This window comes from Afipia sp. DC4300-2b1 (assembly GCF_049895725.1).
In the GTDB taxonomy this organism is placed as follows: domain Bacteria; phylum Pseudomonadota; class Alphaproteobacteria; order Rhizobiales; family Xanthobacteraceae; genus Afipia; species Afipia broomeae.
This window is the reverse complement of sequence record NZ_JAFCSX010000007.1, coordinates 58,271-71,946: the sequence shown is the minus strand read 5'-3', so window position 1 is coordinate 71,946 and position 13,676 is coordinate 58,271. Positions and strand designations below refer to the sequence as shown.

Annotated in this window: 10 protein-coding genes; 1 reads left to right on the top strand and 9 read right to left on the bottom strand. The window is 56.2% G+C overall.

Annotated features, from left to right (window positions below; translation table 11 throughout):
* Positions 1–5 precede the first annotated feature (5 nt).
* Positions 6–1,070 (bottom strand): glutathione S-transferase family protein, encoded by a 1,065-nt coding sequence (locus ACP7AL_RS23975; RefSeq protein ID WP_425994913.1) that lies wholly within the window; start codon positions 1,068–1,070, stop codon positions 6–8.
* 166 nt (positions 1,071–1,236) lie between these two features.
* On the opposite strand from ACP7AL_RS23975, the gene ACP7AL_RS23970 reads away from it, so the two are divergent.
* Entirely contained in the window at positions 1,237–2,778 is a 1,542-nt protein-coding gene (locus tag ACP7AL_RS23970) for a class I adenylate-forming enzyme family protein (protein WP_425994911.1), read from the top strand.
* Positions 2,779–2,809: 31 nt separating this feature from the next.
* Here the strand turns inward: ACP7AL_RS23970 and ACP7AL_RS23965 are convergent, their stop codons facing one another.
* The 8 genes from ACP7AL_RS23965 to ACP7AL_RS23930 form a co-directional block, all read right to left on the bottom strand.
* Positions 2,810–3,598 carry an AraC family transcriptional regulator gene (locus ACP7AL_RS23965; protein WP_425994909.1) on the bottom strand — a complete coding sequence of 263 codons (789 nt, stop codon included), beginning with the start codon at positions 3,596–3,598 and terminating at the stop codon, positions 2,810–2,812.
* Between the two features lie 53 nt (positions 3,599–3,651).
* Positions 3,652–4,959: an MFS transporter gene (locus ACP7AL_RS23960; RefSeq protein ID WP_425994907.1), complete on the bottom strand. Its 1,308-nt coding sequence runs from the start codon at positions 4,957–4,959 to the stop codon at positions 3,652–3,654.
* 725 nt (positions 4,960–5,684) lie between these two features.
* Positions 5,685–6,662, bottom strand: coding sequence for a hydroxymethylglutaryl-CoA lyase (locus ACP7AL_RS23955; RefSeq protein ID WP_425994905.1), 978 nt, complete (start codon positions 6,660–6,662; stop codon positions 5,685–5,687).
* A complete protein-coding gene (locus tag ACP7AL_RS23950) occupies positions 6,659–8,653 on the bottom strand; it encodes a biotin carboxylase N-terminal domain-containing protein (RefSeq protein WP_425994903.1) in 1,995 nt (664 codons plus the stop codon). The genes ACP7AL_RS23955 and ACP7AL_RS23950 overlap by 4 nt, the downstream gene beginning before the upstream one ends.
* Before the next feature lie 9 nt (positions 8,654–8,662).
* A complete protein-coding gene (locus ACP7AL_RS23945; RefSeq protein ID WP_425994901.1) occupies positions 8,663–10,270 on the bottom strand; it encodes an acyl-CoA carboxylase subunit beta in 1,608 nt (535 codons plus the stop codon).
* Positions 10,263–11,657: a phenylacetate--CoA ligase family protein gene (locus ACP7AL_RS23940; RefSeq protein WP_425994899.1), complete on the bottom strand. Its 1,395-nt coding sequence runs from the start codon at positions 11,655–11,657 to the stop codon at positions 10,263–10,265. The genes ACP7AL_RS23945 and ACP7AL_RS23940 overlap by 8 nt, the downstream gene beginning before the upstream one ends.
* A 133-nt stretch (positions 11,658–11,790) precedes the next feature.
* The gene (locus ACP7AL_RS23935; RefSeq protein ID WP_425994897.1) at positions 11,791–12,390 is read right to left on the bottom strand and encodes a TetR/AcrR family transcriptional regulator; all 600 of its coding nucleotides are present in this window, start codon (positions 12,388–12,390) and stop codon (positions 11,791–11,793) included.
* A gap of 97 nt (positions 12,391–12,487) precedes the next feature.
* Positions 12,488–13,651, bottom strand: a complete 1,164-nt coding sequence (locus ACP7AL_RS23930) for an ABC transporter substrate-binding protein (RefSeq protein WP_425994895.1) — start codon at positions 13,649–13,651, stop codon at positions 12,488–12,490.
* Positions 13,652–13,676 lie beyond the last annotated feature (25 nt).

The window sequence follows — 13,676 nt, the reverse complement described above, 5'->3', positions numbered from 1 at the left end:
GACATCTAATTGCTCGAAAAACAGTCGTTCAAATCGACGATTTCATTTATCCGCAATCGCGCAGAAGCATTTAGCGCGTTGTATTTCTCCTGCAGCAGGCAATAGCATTTCGCATGATACTTGAAGGGCGCCTGTGTGTAGGAAAGGCCAAGAGCTTCGAAGCAAAATTCCGGTCTTCCCTCTTCGAGAGCCTGCTGATTACTTTTGAGATATGGAAGGTAGATATCGGCAGCCAATTGCAGCAGGCCTGTTGTAGCGGCCCCCACATTGCTCAGGTCTATTTGTTCTGGATCTATCCCGGACGAATCTTCCAAAAGCTGCAGATAGGGGAATATCCCAAGCCCGCGATCGCGCATCGCTTTCCATGAAGTCGGATCAGTCGCCAGCGACTGAAGCTGTCCGTAAAGACCGAAATCGGCAAGCGTCGGCGAATTTCCGAAAAGAAAAGTTGAACTGCTCGAAATTCCATCCATCGCTTTCAGCAGCCGATTGAAGCTTTCGAGAATCAAAGGGGCATTACGAGGTGTCGCTCCGACAAGAGGCATCCGCGATTGCTGCCGAGACGAAAAGTGTGCCGCAGCTTCCTGCAAGACCGACTGATGATAATTTCCTCCCAAGAATTCACCGGTGACGACTCGACTCTTGAACGTGGCATTTTCCTGAGTGCCCCACCTGTAAAGGAAAGCCACCTTCACGAACCACTCATCAGCCATGTCTTCAATAAGATCGGACAAAAATGCGGCGCCCAAATCGAGAGGCACCACCGGGCGATCTTTGTGCTCATAATCGAGCAGGTAAGCGATTGTTGTCGACTCGTTGCGAACGGATGCGTCCTCGGGGAAATAGACAGCCGGAACGACTTTGGGCGATAAGTCTCTAAGTAACGCGTTGGAAGCCGCGCAGAGCGGTGGATGTGGAAGATTTTCTGGTATCCAGTCTAGCGTAGCCGGCATCCAATCAAACGGCAGCCGCTTGTATCGCATGAGCGACCGAAGCTTGAGAGCATAAGGTGAACCGATCGACCCAAACAGGCGATATCGCATTGCGGAGCGCGAGATTTCATTTTTCATGGCCAAACGATAGCCAGCTTTACAACCGCGTCCTCATGCACAGGCGACAGAGGCTACGGCGAAAACGCCAATTCGCCATGTCCGTTACGCCGCACTGATTGGCGGCGGGAAGCGAGAACACCAACACACTTTTTGGGACATTCGCTCCACAACCGAGGAGCACTCCATGAATCTCGCAAATATCTTGATAAACCACGCGCGTTTCCAGCCGAACCGCACCGCAATCCTTTTTGAAGACGCCCGGCTGTCGTTTTATGAATTCAATCAAAGGGTCAACCGGCTCGCCAACGCCCTCACCGAGCGTGGTATCAAATTCGGCGACAAGATCGCTTGTGTCGTGCCAAATTGCCTTGAGATGGTGGAATTATATTGGGCAACGGCCAAGATCGGAGCTGTCGCAGTTCCGCTTAGTCCGCTACTGAATGGGAACGCGCTCAGGGGACTCATCAACCACTCAGATTCTGTCTTTGCTTTCCTCTCCCCTCAGGCCGCGGCGGACCTGGATTCCGGCGACGATAGCAGCTCGAAGGTTCCCCTCGCCAACCAGATTATTGTCGGCGGCGAGTACGCATGTCGTACAGCCTTCGACCAGTTTGTAGGGATGGCGGCGTCAAGCGAGCCGGTTCTGGCTCACACCTCTCCATCGACTCCCTTGATGATCGTTTACAGCAGCGGAACGACAGGTGAGCCGAAGGGAATTGTGCTCAGCCACTACGCAAGGTCGATGTATTGCACACTGTATGCTTCCGCATGGCGAATGACGCCAGAAAGCGTATCCCTGCACACGGGATCTCTGGTTTTCAACGGCGCATTCATGACTTTATTGCCGAGCTTCTTCCTCGCCGGAACATATATCCTGCACGAGGCATTCGATCCGGAAGCAATATTAAAGACCATCGAAAGCGAGAAGGTCACTCATATGGTGATGGTGCCTTCGCAGATTCTCGCCCTTTTGGATTGTCCGACCTTTAGTCCTGAGCGCATTGCGTCGCTGGAGGCTCTTATTTCACTCGGCGCTACCCTTCACTTGTCGCACAAGAAGCGATTGCTCGACATCATCGGAAATCGTTTCTACGAGATGTACGGGCTCGCCGAAGGATTCATGACCATTCTCGACAAGACGAAGGCCGCGTCAAAATTGTCGTCGGTGGGCGCGCCGCCACCATTCTTCGATATGCGGATTGTCAATTCTGCGGGAGAAGAAGTGCCACCGAATACCGTCGGGGAAATCGTTGGCCGCGGCCCCATCCTAATGGAGGGTTATTACCGGCGAGATGACCTGACCAGCAAAGCCGTCATCGACGGCTGGCTTCATTCCGGCGATATCGGATACGTCGATGAGGACGGTTTTCTTTATCTGTCCGATAGAAAAAAGGACATGATCAAATCGGGCGGCGTCAGCGTTTATCCGCGTGACATTGAGGAAGTGATCGTGCAACACCCTGCCGTTCAAGAAGCCGCAGTTTTTGGTGTACCACACGAGAAATGGGGCGAAACGCCGATCGCCGCAGTAGTGCTTAATCCGGAACACTCACCCCGAACTGCCATTGAAGAATTGAAGATCTGGATTAACGACAATGTCGGCGCAAAATTTCAACGGATTTCCGACCTCGTCATATACGACGACTTCCCTCGCAACGCGGCAGGAAAAACACTCAAGCGATCCATCCAGGAAATGTACCTGAACAATCCGGTTCGGCCGACTTAAGAACTGGATCGCTCACGTGCCGCGAGCGGTGTCATGAATCAAGAAATTGACCGGGCGTACGCCCGGTCAAACGCCGAAACATTTCGATAAACGAACTGGTGTTTTCGTAACCAGCATCGAAGGCCACAGACGTAACCGGCTGACCGGAATGCAAACGCACGATCGAATCGTGAAGCCTCAATTGCCGCCGCCATTGTGCGAACGTGAGGCCGGTCTCCTTTCGGAATAGCCTTTCGAGAGTCCGTGTACAGCCGCCCGCGATATCGGCCCAGTCCGTTAGCGATCGCTGGTCGGCAGGATTTTTATGCAGCGCAGCACAAATCTTTTTCAACCGCAGATCTCTCGGCTCCGGAAACGAAAACACAAGATCGTTCGCCAACTGAAACTCGAGCACCAGAAGATCGAGGATTTTTGCTTCCCGACTGTTTGCTCCGAACCACTGATTGCCTTCAATCGCACTGCTAAGTAGCTCGCCGAACAGTGGCGATACCAGAATAGGCGACACGGAATGCGGAAGCGCGGGAGCTAACTGACGGGCAATCTGCAGATTCCTGAGCTTTACGTCCGTTGAAGCCGTCACCTCGTGCTGGATACCCTCCGGAATCCAGACCCCCTTTTTTCCGGCAACCAGATAGGCTCGCCCGCCCACCTTTACAGTCACCACGCCAGACGGTGCAGTCATTACTTGACCACGATAGTGCCGATGGACATCAATTTTCCCACCAAGCACGAGCTCCATTCCGAGCCCGTGAATCGGTGCGGGGCCAGCCTCTTCCTCCCACATCGCAATCGTTGCGGCACTGACAGTTGATAGCTGCATGGACATCTGCTCCAGCTGCAAACAATTCGACCGGGTCTCCGCCCCGCTTGAGTCTAAGTAAGGGGCCGACCTCGCGTTTCCGGCATGAAGAGTATTGTGACAACGGTGAGAAGATTGAGCAAGGCAAGATATCCGGAAAAGATGTCCATGCGGTCGATGCTGGCGAGCCAGTTTTGAACATAAGGTGCCGTTCCGCCGAAAATCGCTACCGCTAGAGAATAGGGGATAGCCATACCAGTCGCTCGTATCCGCGTGGGAAAAAGCTCCGCGTAGACCGCAGGAGCAATCGACGTCCAGGCAGCCAGCACAAACATCGAAACTGACATGGCAACTGCCAGCTGCCAGAACTCCCCCTGGATCAATTGAATTAAAGGAAAGGCCAACAATACAGCGAAGCTAGCACCGACAAGAAGGTTGGGTTTGCGGCCGATCTTGTCGGAGAGCATTCCCCAAAGAGGCTGCACAACGATATAAACAACGCAAGCGATCAAGAGAGCCCAAAGAGCGCCGTTGGCAGCCATCTGCTTGAAGTTGATCGAATAGGACGTCGCGCCGGACACCCAAGTATTGTAACTCACGGTCGGCCCCGCCGTCAGACCGATCACTGTCAGAACTGCCGATCTGTTTTCCCAGATAGAGCTCCAGGTCGATTGCTTGACGCCGTGAATTTCATCCTTCTCGGAAGCCTTGAAAACTTCCGGTTCCTTCAAGCCCCTCCTCAGAAAAATTGCGTAAACACCCAGCAAGGCCCCTAAAAGAAAAGGAATGCGCCATCCGTAAGTTTCCATGGCTCCGGCCGGCAGAACGGCGTTCAGTATCAGCGCGACAATGGTGGCTAACAGGGAGCCCATGATAAGCGCAATAAACATCGTGCTGGACCACAGACCGCGCCGATGACTAGGTGCACTCTCAACTAGAAAGGTGAAGGAAGCCCCGATCTCGCCGCCAAGGCCAAAGCCCTGCGAAAGCCGTCCGACGACAAGCAGGATAGGTGCAAGAATTCCAATTGATGCGTAGGTCGGTGCAAGACCGATCACAAGGCATCCGAGTGCCGTAACGGTCATAGAAACCACCATGGCGTGACGACGTCCCTTCCGGTCGGCCAGCCATCCGAAGTAAAGCCCTCCTAGCGGACGCAGTAGAAATCCGACTGCAAAAATAGCGAGGGTCGATAGCAACGCAGCGGTACGATCGCTTGAGCTAAAGAACTGATGAGAGAAGAATGGAGCGAAGATCGCGTATGATGCAAAATCGTACCATTCCAGCGCGTTACCAATTCCCGCTCCAAAAACGACAGAACGTACGTTTGTCGGTTCTGATCGATCCTGTACGCGCAAATGCTCGGCTGTTTCAATTGTCATCGTAGTTCCCCCCAATAGCTTTTTTTTGAGCGTAACAGGGGGCAATGCCGGGGCCTGTTGAATGGCCGACAATCAATATTGAAAAACGGACACTCATGCCTCCGCATCTGCCGGGAGAAACCATCCGCAAATAGGTTTACGCGTCGCCAAAACCAAGAATGAGCGGGACGCTATCCCTGCGGGCTCTCGTATGGACCTCCTGCTGGCAAGAATTGCGCTGCATGCATCCTTTGGCAACTTTGCAGCTACAAAATCGGCAGGAGGTATCTGCTTCAGTGTTCAACTATTGGCATCCCACTGCGGCCCTGCCTCGCAGTGGTTTTATTCTTCGGTCTCTTGCGCACGACTCTGGAAAACGGGAATTCTTCAATGGTTGGTCAGAGAATGTCGACCAATTTGGGAAGGCGACGGTTCGATTCCGACCTCTATAGAGACTCAGCACGTTCAAAAAGCCCGCCATTGGTGGGCCTTTCTTACATAAAAGAAAGGAATACTCTTAATCGCACACTGGCTGGCTGCTTTGGGAGAGATCGAACCACCACATTCCCGAATGCAAAATACCCTTTGATTTATCAAGAGAATTTCGCACTCTTTCGTAAACTCTAGCCCCGGCGAATTATGCACCCAAAAGCTGTTGAGCTGGAAAATGCAACTTTTAACGACCAACGGCGCGTTAGGCATTCAACCGCGAAAATACCAATGCAAGACTTCTCATCGGCGAGAAATCAGGCATGCTTCTCAAAACTTGCCGCTTCGCGGAATTGTCTGAGGCTGCCGCTATGCATGATCCGGCCGCCAAGCGGGCGGCCAATAATCCGCTCGGCCAGTAAAGCGGCATCTATCAGCCCATCAAGATCGATGCCCGTCTTGATACCCATTTCATGGGCCATAAACACCACGTCTTCGGTGCAAATGTTTCCCGCCGCAGTCCCGTGGATATGACCGGCAAACGGACAACCACCGAGCCCTGCGACGGAGCTGTCAAACAGATCGACACCCATCCGTAGCGCGGCATAGAAATTGGCGGGCCCCACGCCCCGTGTATCATGCAGATGCAGGCCGATACGCGCGGTAGGTGCCAGCTCACGAACAGCGCCGACCCGCCGCTCGATCTCGGTCGGCACAGCCCATCCTACCGTATCCGCCAGATAGATCGCCGGCATTGAGCGGCCGTTGCTTCCAAACCGCTCCAGCACCCAGCGAACATTTTCCGTCACCGCTTCAATCGGAATCTCGCCCTGCAGATTACAACCAAAAGCGGTCATGATGTAGACGGAGGAAATCGCGAGACCAGCGCCGTCGTATAACTGGATCCAGTCGTCCTGGCGCCGACGCATCTCATCGGCACCGCAGCCGTTGTTCTGTAAAGCAAAAGCATTCGAAGCGTAAAATAACAGTGTACCATTCAGGTCCACGTTCTCCACGGCCGATGCCTGGCGGAAACCCTTCTCGTTAAGCCACAGCCCCGTATGCTTCACGCCCGGAACCTTCTCGATGGCAGCAAATAATTCGGCCGAATCCACCATCTGCGGTACATGCTTCGGGCTGACAAAAGACGCTACCTGTATTTGCTTTAACCCCGTATGCGATAGCGCATTGACCAGCGCGACCCGGTCCGGCAACGGAAAGATTTTCTTCTCGAACTGAAATCCTTCACGCGGGCCTTCCTCATGGATCTCGATAGCCGAGGGCAAATCGCTCATGCAGCATTCTCCGCGTTGGTCGAGACGACAAACACGACCTGATCGCGCTCCACGGTCGCATCGGCGACGCAATCAATGTGTGTGACACATCCCGCCGTTGGCGATGCGATGGTCAACTCCATTTTCATGGATTCCATCACCGCGAGAACATCTCCGACAGCCACCGTTTGTCCCTTTTCAACATTCACTGAGACGACACGGCCCATCATCGGCGCCCTCACCTGCCCATCATTGGCACCGGCATGTGCTAGCAGCGAACCGGACAGATAAGGATGAACCGAAAAGCCACTGTTCGCAACAGCTGACGCAAAGCCGGCGAATCCATCCGATACAGAAGGCATCACGGTGATGGCAACATCGTCATAAGCGATGGTAACCTGACCGTCGCCGTGGGCATGGAACGTAAAAATTACTTCATGTCCATCGACATTGACGAGCAGCGCGTCAGGGCGGCCCGCGTAACCGAATCTCACATCATGAGATCGCCCCGATGCAGTAAGGTGGATCGCTGGGGCTGCCGACGACTCCGGCACTCCGCTTCCCAACCGCCATGAGGTCAATCCCTCGCGACCACCCCAGATACGGCAGCTTCGACGAGACCATAACCACAGGCCTGCGGCGATATGTGCGTCGAGCGAAAAACGGGATACCTCCGCACCGGAGGCGATCATCGCGTCGATTGTACCGGTATGCACCTCGTTGGCTAAAACGCTGGTGTCCGAAACAATTCGTCGCAGGAACGTCAGATTTGTTGTGACGCCGCTAACCATGCAATCAAGCAGCGCCGCATTGAGGCGTGTGTAAGCTTCGGTCCGAGTCGCTGCTGTTGCGATCAACTTCGCGATCATCGGGTCGTAGTAGGGCGTAATCGCCATACCTTCGGTAATGCCTGCATCGACACGAACTTTATCGGTCAGCCGTAGCTTCCCGATGGTTCCGGTAGAAGGCAGAAATCCGTTATCGGCGTCTTCTGCGTAGAGTCGCGCTTCGATGGCGACGCCGGAAACACTCACATCAGCCTGCGCGACCGGTAACGCACCATCCGCCACCGCGCGGATTTGCAACTCGACAAGATCCAGACCCGTTACGCTCTCTGTGACCGGATGCTCAACCTGGATGCGTGGATTGACCTCGAGGAAGAACGCATCGGCGTCCTTAACGATGAATTCAACAGTCCCGAGTCCGGCATAGCGAACTCTTTCTCCGAGCCGCACCGCATGAGCAAGAATGCTCTCGCGCAAAGCCGGAGCAAGGCTGAGGACCGGTGCTTCTTCGATGACCTTCTGGTGCCGGCGCTGCAGGCTGCATTCGCGATCGAACAGATGAACGACGTTGCCTTGTCCATCGCCCAGAATCTGAACTTCGATGTGACGTGCATTCGGCAGAAACTGCTCGACGATCAGGCTAGGATCGCCAAAGGAGCTTTTGCCTTCGCGCATTGCGGCCTGAATATCCGCATTCACCGTCGCAACATTGGCCACCACGCGCATGCCCTTGCCACCACCTCCGGCCGCGGCCTTGAGCAACAACGGCAGCTTCATTCCGGTGACTGCGCGCTCAATCTCCTTGATCGAAGCACTCGGTCTGTCGGTACCCGGCACGACCGGCACACCGGCAAGTCTAGCGATCTGTTTGGCGGAGGCCTTATTGCCGAACTGGCGCAACACGTCAGGCGACGGGCCGATGAAGGCGACACCTTTCTTCGCAAGCGCCTCGGCGAAGTCGCCGTTTTCAGCGAGAAATCCATAGCCGGGATGAACGGCATCTGCGCCCACGCGCAAGGCCGCCTCAACGATCCGGTCGATAACGAGATAGCTTTCGGTGGCCGGCGCGGCACCTATCTCAATGGATTCACCGATTTCGCGCACATGCAACGCCGTGCGGTCTGCAATCGAATGCACCGTGGCAACCTGGATTCCAAGCTTCCGGCAGGTTCTTGCGATCCGGCAGGCAATCTCTCCGCGATTGGCGACAAGAATTTTCTTGAACATCAGGTTGCCTTACATTCGGAACACGCCGAAGCGCGTCTCTCGGCGCGGCGTCCGGCTTGCTACATCGAGCAGAAGAGTCATGACTTCTCGTGTCTCGCCCGGCTCAATCACGCCATCGACCCAGAGATTGCGCGCGAAGTTGTAAGCGTTTGCGAAGGTCTCGTACTCGTTGCGGATGGGCGCCTTGAAAGCTTCCTCAGCCTCCGCGGTCCATTCCTTTCCGTTTCGCTCGACGATCTGGCGGCGCACCAACGCAAGCGTCGTTGCTGCCTGCTCCGGCCCCATGATGGCGGCCCGACCGTTCGGCCACATGAACATCGCGGTTGGCTTGAACGCGCGGCCGCACATCGCAAGATAGCCAGCGCCGTATGAGCCGCCGATAATGATCGTGTATTTCGGCACCGATGCCGAACTCATGGCGGTGATGAACTTCGCACCCGCCTTCGCAATACCGCCAGCCTCCGCTTCCCGGCCCACCATGAAACCAGAGACGTCCGCAAGAAACAGCAGCGGTATGTCGCGCTGGCAGCACAGATTAATGAAGTGTGTCGCCTTCAGCGCGGACTCAGTGAACAGCACCCCGGCATTTGCCAACACGCCGACCTGATGGCCGTTGATGCGGCCAAATCCCGTAATCAGGGTGTTTCCATACTCTGCCTTAAATTCCTGCAGCTCACCGCCATCAAGAAGGCACTTGAGAATGGCACGGGTATCAGTCGGCTTGCGCGCGTCACGGCTGACGATTTCGTAAATGCGCTCGGCCGGATGCTGCGCAGGCACTGGATCGCGCTGTTTCCACCGCGAAGGCGAAAGCGGCTGGAGTTCAGCAACAATGCTTCGGGTGATCGCCAACGCATGCGCATCGTTTTCCGCAAGATGATCGGTCACGCCGCTGACGCGGCTGTGCATCATGGCTCCGCCGAGAGCTTCTGCGTCGGTCTGTTCACCGGTCGCCGCCTGAACAAGCTGCGGACCGCCGAGATACATGAACCCCTGTCCGCGGACGATGACAACCTCGTCGCATAGCGCCGGAATATAGGCGCCGCCTGCAGTACAGGCTCCAAGAACAACGGCGATCTGCGGAATGCCATCCGCCGACATGCCGACCTGATTGTGGAAGATCGAACCAAACAAGCCTTCGTCAGGGAAGATGTTGGCCTGATCGGGAAGAAACGCACCGCCGGAGTCGACAAGCGTGATGCAGGGCAGCCGGTTCTCCCACGCAAAGCGCTGGGCGCGCACATGCTTGCGGCAGGTCATGCCGAAATAAGTGCCGCCTTTCACCGTCGCGTCATTTGCGATGATCATACAGGGCCGGCCCGAAATGGTGCCCACACCCGTAATCATGCCCGCGCCCGGAGGCACGCCTTCGTATAGCCCCTCGCCCGCGAACTCCGCTAGTTCGAGAAACGGGGAGCCCGGATCGATCAACGCGTCGATACGCTCGCGTGCGAGCAGCTTCCCACGCTCGCGATGCTTTTGCCGCGCGGATTCTGGCCCACCGACACGTGCCGCCTTGCGACGCGCATGGAGATCATCGAGCAGCTTGCGATAAGCTTGACGATTGAGTTCGGCCTCGGAAATTGGCAGCTGCATTTCTGCTGACTGATTAGCCATGATCGCCAGTTCCCTTCAGCGATGGCATTTCGCGCAATGTCAACGACACCTTCTTGGCGCCTGGCTTTTCGAAGAAATTCGCAGCAACCACTGTGACGTCAGCCTTCACCGACAATGCGTTGCGGATGCGCTCCTCGGCAGAGCGCTTCAGCGCGGCATCTCCTGCCGGGTTTGCGGTCTCACCACGCTCGACGATCACCTTGAGATTGTCCTGCGTGGTGTGTCCCTTGAAGTCCGCGACCACGCGCATCACGCGGTTGGTTTCCGGCATTGATGCGATGATGTCCTGAACTGCCGACGGGAACAGATTCACGCCGCGCACGATCAGCATATCGTCGGTGCGACCGAAGCACCGTATGGCAGGCGTGGTGCGCCCGCCCGCCCGACCTTCGTTTGTCACGACCACATGATCGCCGCTGCGGAAACGCAGTACCGGCGAGGCTTCACGTCCAAGCGAGGTGTAAACCAGTTCACCGGTCGCTCCTTCCTTGAAGGGGCGCACTTCACCACTGTCCGGATCGATCAACTCAACAAGGATGTGATCTGGCCCGACCATATACATCCCGTCTTCGCTATTGCTCTCCGCCCAATAGGTGCAACCGAGATCAGTGCCGCCCATCAATTCGCGGCAGGTTGCATTCCAGCGTTGTTCGATAGCTTGTCGAACGGCAGGAATACCGCCACCCGGCTCGCCGCCGACGATCAAGCATTCAACGCCGAGATCGCGCGCTTCAAACCCGGTGAGCTCCTTGGCCATATCAGCGAGAAACAGCAGGAAATTCGGCGTGCCGACAATGCAGCGCGGGCGAAGATCACGGCAGGCGATCAAGAGTCGGTCAAAGCCGCCGTCCGCGCCAACCGGAATGTCACGCGCGCCGAGGTACTGAATCGCTTGAAAGATCGGGATGCCGCCGACGAAACCCTTGCTCATGGAAAAACCGTGCAGCACGAGATCGCCCGGCCGCATGCCGCAGGCAAACAACGCGCGTGCTGTCATTTCCTGCCATGCCAGCACATCGTTTTCCGTCAGGCCAACATAGGAGGGGCTACCGGTGGTGCCCGATGACGCCTGAATCTGCACAACATCCTCGAGCGGCGCAGCCAAGTGCTCACCAAGCGGAGGCACGGCAGCTAGGCTCGCGCGGAGATCCTGTTTGGTGGTGAATGGAATCTGCGCGAGATCCTCAATGTTACGGATGCTCGCAGGATCGATTCCGGCTTCCCGAAAGCGGCGCCGATAAAAGGTCGAGCGCGCATCGAGATAATCGAGCTGCCTGCGCAGGCGCTCTTCTTGCAGGCCACGAATAGCCCCAGCAGGCGCCGTTTCAACACCACTGAATGTGGCGGCTATGCCATGCGAGAGTGCCAGCGGTTTGCGATATCGCATTTCATTGTCCCTTCTTGGCGATCGGCCGCGCGGCAAACGTTGCAGCCCGATAGCTACCCGATGACGTCCAATTAAACAAGCGGTTGACCGTTTTTTTATAGAGGAAGCTTCTGTCCAGGTCCCGCCTCAGCTTTTATTTTTTAAGGAGTCCGATCCCGCGCAGCACGAGTTCACGATAGACCTCGATTAACTGCTCTTGCGAGAGACGACCGCGCGGCTTGTACCAGGTGCAAACACCGGTCAACATCGCAATAATCGCGTAGGTCGTCACCTTCGGGTCCCGGACTTTCCAGACCTTGTCCTTGTTGCCCCACTCCAAAATATCCCGCAGCTTCTTCTCGTAGGTTTCACGAAGCCCTACGATCTCCGCCGAGTGCGACGGCGACAGACTGCGAAGCTCCATATTGCCTATGAACACCTCTTCCCGGCGAGCCGTGTGCCAGCGCAAATGAAACGCGATAAATGCTTCCAGCGCCGCCAGCGGCGTCTCGGGGCCCTCCACCTCTTTCGCCAGTCCGTCGAGCAGTTCGACAAGAACGTCCTTCAGCAGCAAGTAAAGGAAATCCTCCTTATACTTGATATAGTTATACAGGGAGCCAGCCTGGATGCCGACGTCGTCCGCGAGATCCCGCAGCTTCATCGCCTCGAACCCGTGCTGATAGATCCGCTTGATGGCAGCGCGACGGATCGTCTCCTTGGTTTTGACTCCCGTCGAGCCCGTCGTCCTAGCCATCAAGTGATCCTTTCCAGCGCCGATTCTCCGCCCGTCATTATAGCACTCATCGCAAGGTCAATCGCGCCGGCCGAGACTGACCGGCGCGATCTTCTCATTATGGAGCCCGGACGAACCGCGCGTTCTTGGTGTCACTCACCATGACGCTGACGGGGGAGTCCGAGAAATGCTTGGTCGGTGAAAAGCTGAACGGGGCTGTCGCACCGTTCACGGAGAACTTGCGGCCGCTTTCAAGCTGGGCAATGACGCAGTCGCGCGTCAGGTCCTTCTCGCACGAGCGAATCGACTGAATGAGAATGCTGGCGCCGCTATAGGAAGCCATCGTGTAGCGGTTAACCTTCTTCATTTCGTCCGCAGTGAGAAACTTCTTTGCGGCCGCGACGAATGGAGCCGCCTCTGGGTCCGACAGATCGGCCATGTAGTCCGCGGTGTAGTAGCCATCACCCGCGTCGCCAGCCAACTGCTGGACGATCGGAAGATGCGCCGTCCAAACCGTCGAGACGCGCAGGTCCGTCATACCGAGCTTCTTGGCTTCCTTGAAGATCGCCACGTTCTCCGCGATGATTCCACCTGAAACAAGAAAGTCGACTTTTTCATTCTGCACGCGGAGCATTTCCGCCGAGAAATCCTTCTGACCGCGCTTGTAAGGAATCGCGACCACACTCTTGAGGCCGAAATCCTTCATGGCGCGCTCATAGCCGAGCTTGTTGTTCGCGCCGAAATCATCGTCCTGATAAATCAGGCCGAACCGGGCGTCCTTCTTTCCGAGCTTCTGCACGGCGTACTGCACGCCTGCATAGATCGCATTGCCGTAGTCGGTGCCGATAACAAAGACGTTCTTCTTGACCGGATTGTAGGCCTGTTCCGCGGGATTGATCGTGACCAGCGTCAGAACCTTCTGCTCGATGAACATCGGAAGCATCGCGTTCAAATGACTGGTGCCGGATGTCCCGGTGATCGCGAACACGCCGTCTGCAAGCAGCTTCTGTGCGGCCTGGAATGAGCGGGCTGGAACATAACCGTCGTCTTCGGTGAGTGCGACGATCTTGCGGCCGGCCACGCCGCCCGATGCATTGGCTTCAGCAAGCGCAACCTTGGTGCCAAGATAGTGAGCTTCACCCGCGAAGCTCACCGGGCCCGTGAGGGGAAGGATTTCACCGATACGGATTTCCGTCGCGGTCAATCCTGGCTCTGCAGCCTGCGCGGCACCTGCCAGCACTCCGAACGCGACAAGACCCACGATTCTTTTCACTAAACGCATTCTTTGCCTCCCTTGTTGATTGTTT

Bases quoted from the DNA above. Each gene is read 5' to 3' on its own strand.
- ACP7AL_RS23975 (WP_425994913.1), bottom strand. From the start codon at position 1,070: ATGAAAAATGAAATCTCGCGCTCCGCAATGCGATATCGCCTGTTTGGG.
- ACP7AL_RS23970 (WP_425994911.1), top strand. From the start codon at position 1,237: ATGAATCTCGCAAATATCTTGATAAACCACGCGCGTTTCCAGCCGAAC.
- ACP7AL_RS23965 (WP_425994909.1), bottom strand. From the start codon at position 3,598: ATGCAGCTATCAACTGTCAGTGCCGCAACGATTGCGATGTGGGAGGAA.
- ACP7AL_RS23960 (WP_425994907.1), bottom strand. From the start codon at position 4,959: ATGACAATTGAAACAGCCGAGCATTTGCGCGTACAGGATCGATCAGAA.
- ACP7AL_RS23955 (WP_425994905.1), bottom strand. From the start codon at position 6,662: ATGAGCGATTTGCCCTCGGCTATCGAGATCCATGAGGAAGGCCCGCGT.
- ACP7AL_RS23950 (WP_425994903.1), bottom strand. From the start codon at position 8,653: ATGTTCAAGAAAATTCTTGTCGCCAATCGCGGAGAGATTGCCTGCCGG.
- ACP7AL_RS23945 (WP_425994901.1), bottom strand. From the start codon at position 10,270: ATGGCTAATCAGTCAGCAGAAATGCAGCTGCCAATTTCCGAGGCCGAA.
- ACP7AL_RS23940 (WP_425994899.1), bottom strand. From the start codon at position 11,657: ATGCGATATCGCAAACCGCTGGCACTCTCGCATGGCATAGCCGCCACA.
- ACP7AL_RS23935 (WP_425994897.1), bottom strand. From the start codon at position 12,390: ATGGCTAGGACGACGGGCTCGACGGGAGTCAAAACCAAGGAGACGATC.
- ACP7AL_RS23930 (WP_425994895.1), bottom strand. From the start codon at position 13,651: ATGCGTTTAGTGAAAAGAATCGTGGGTCTTGTCGCGTTCGGAGTGCTG.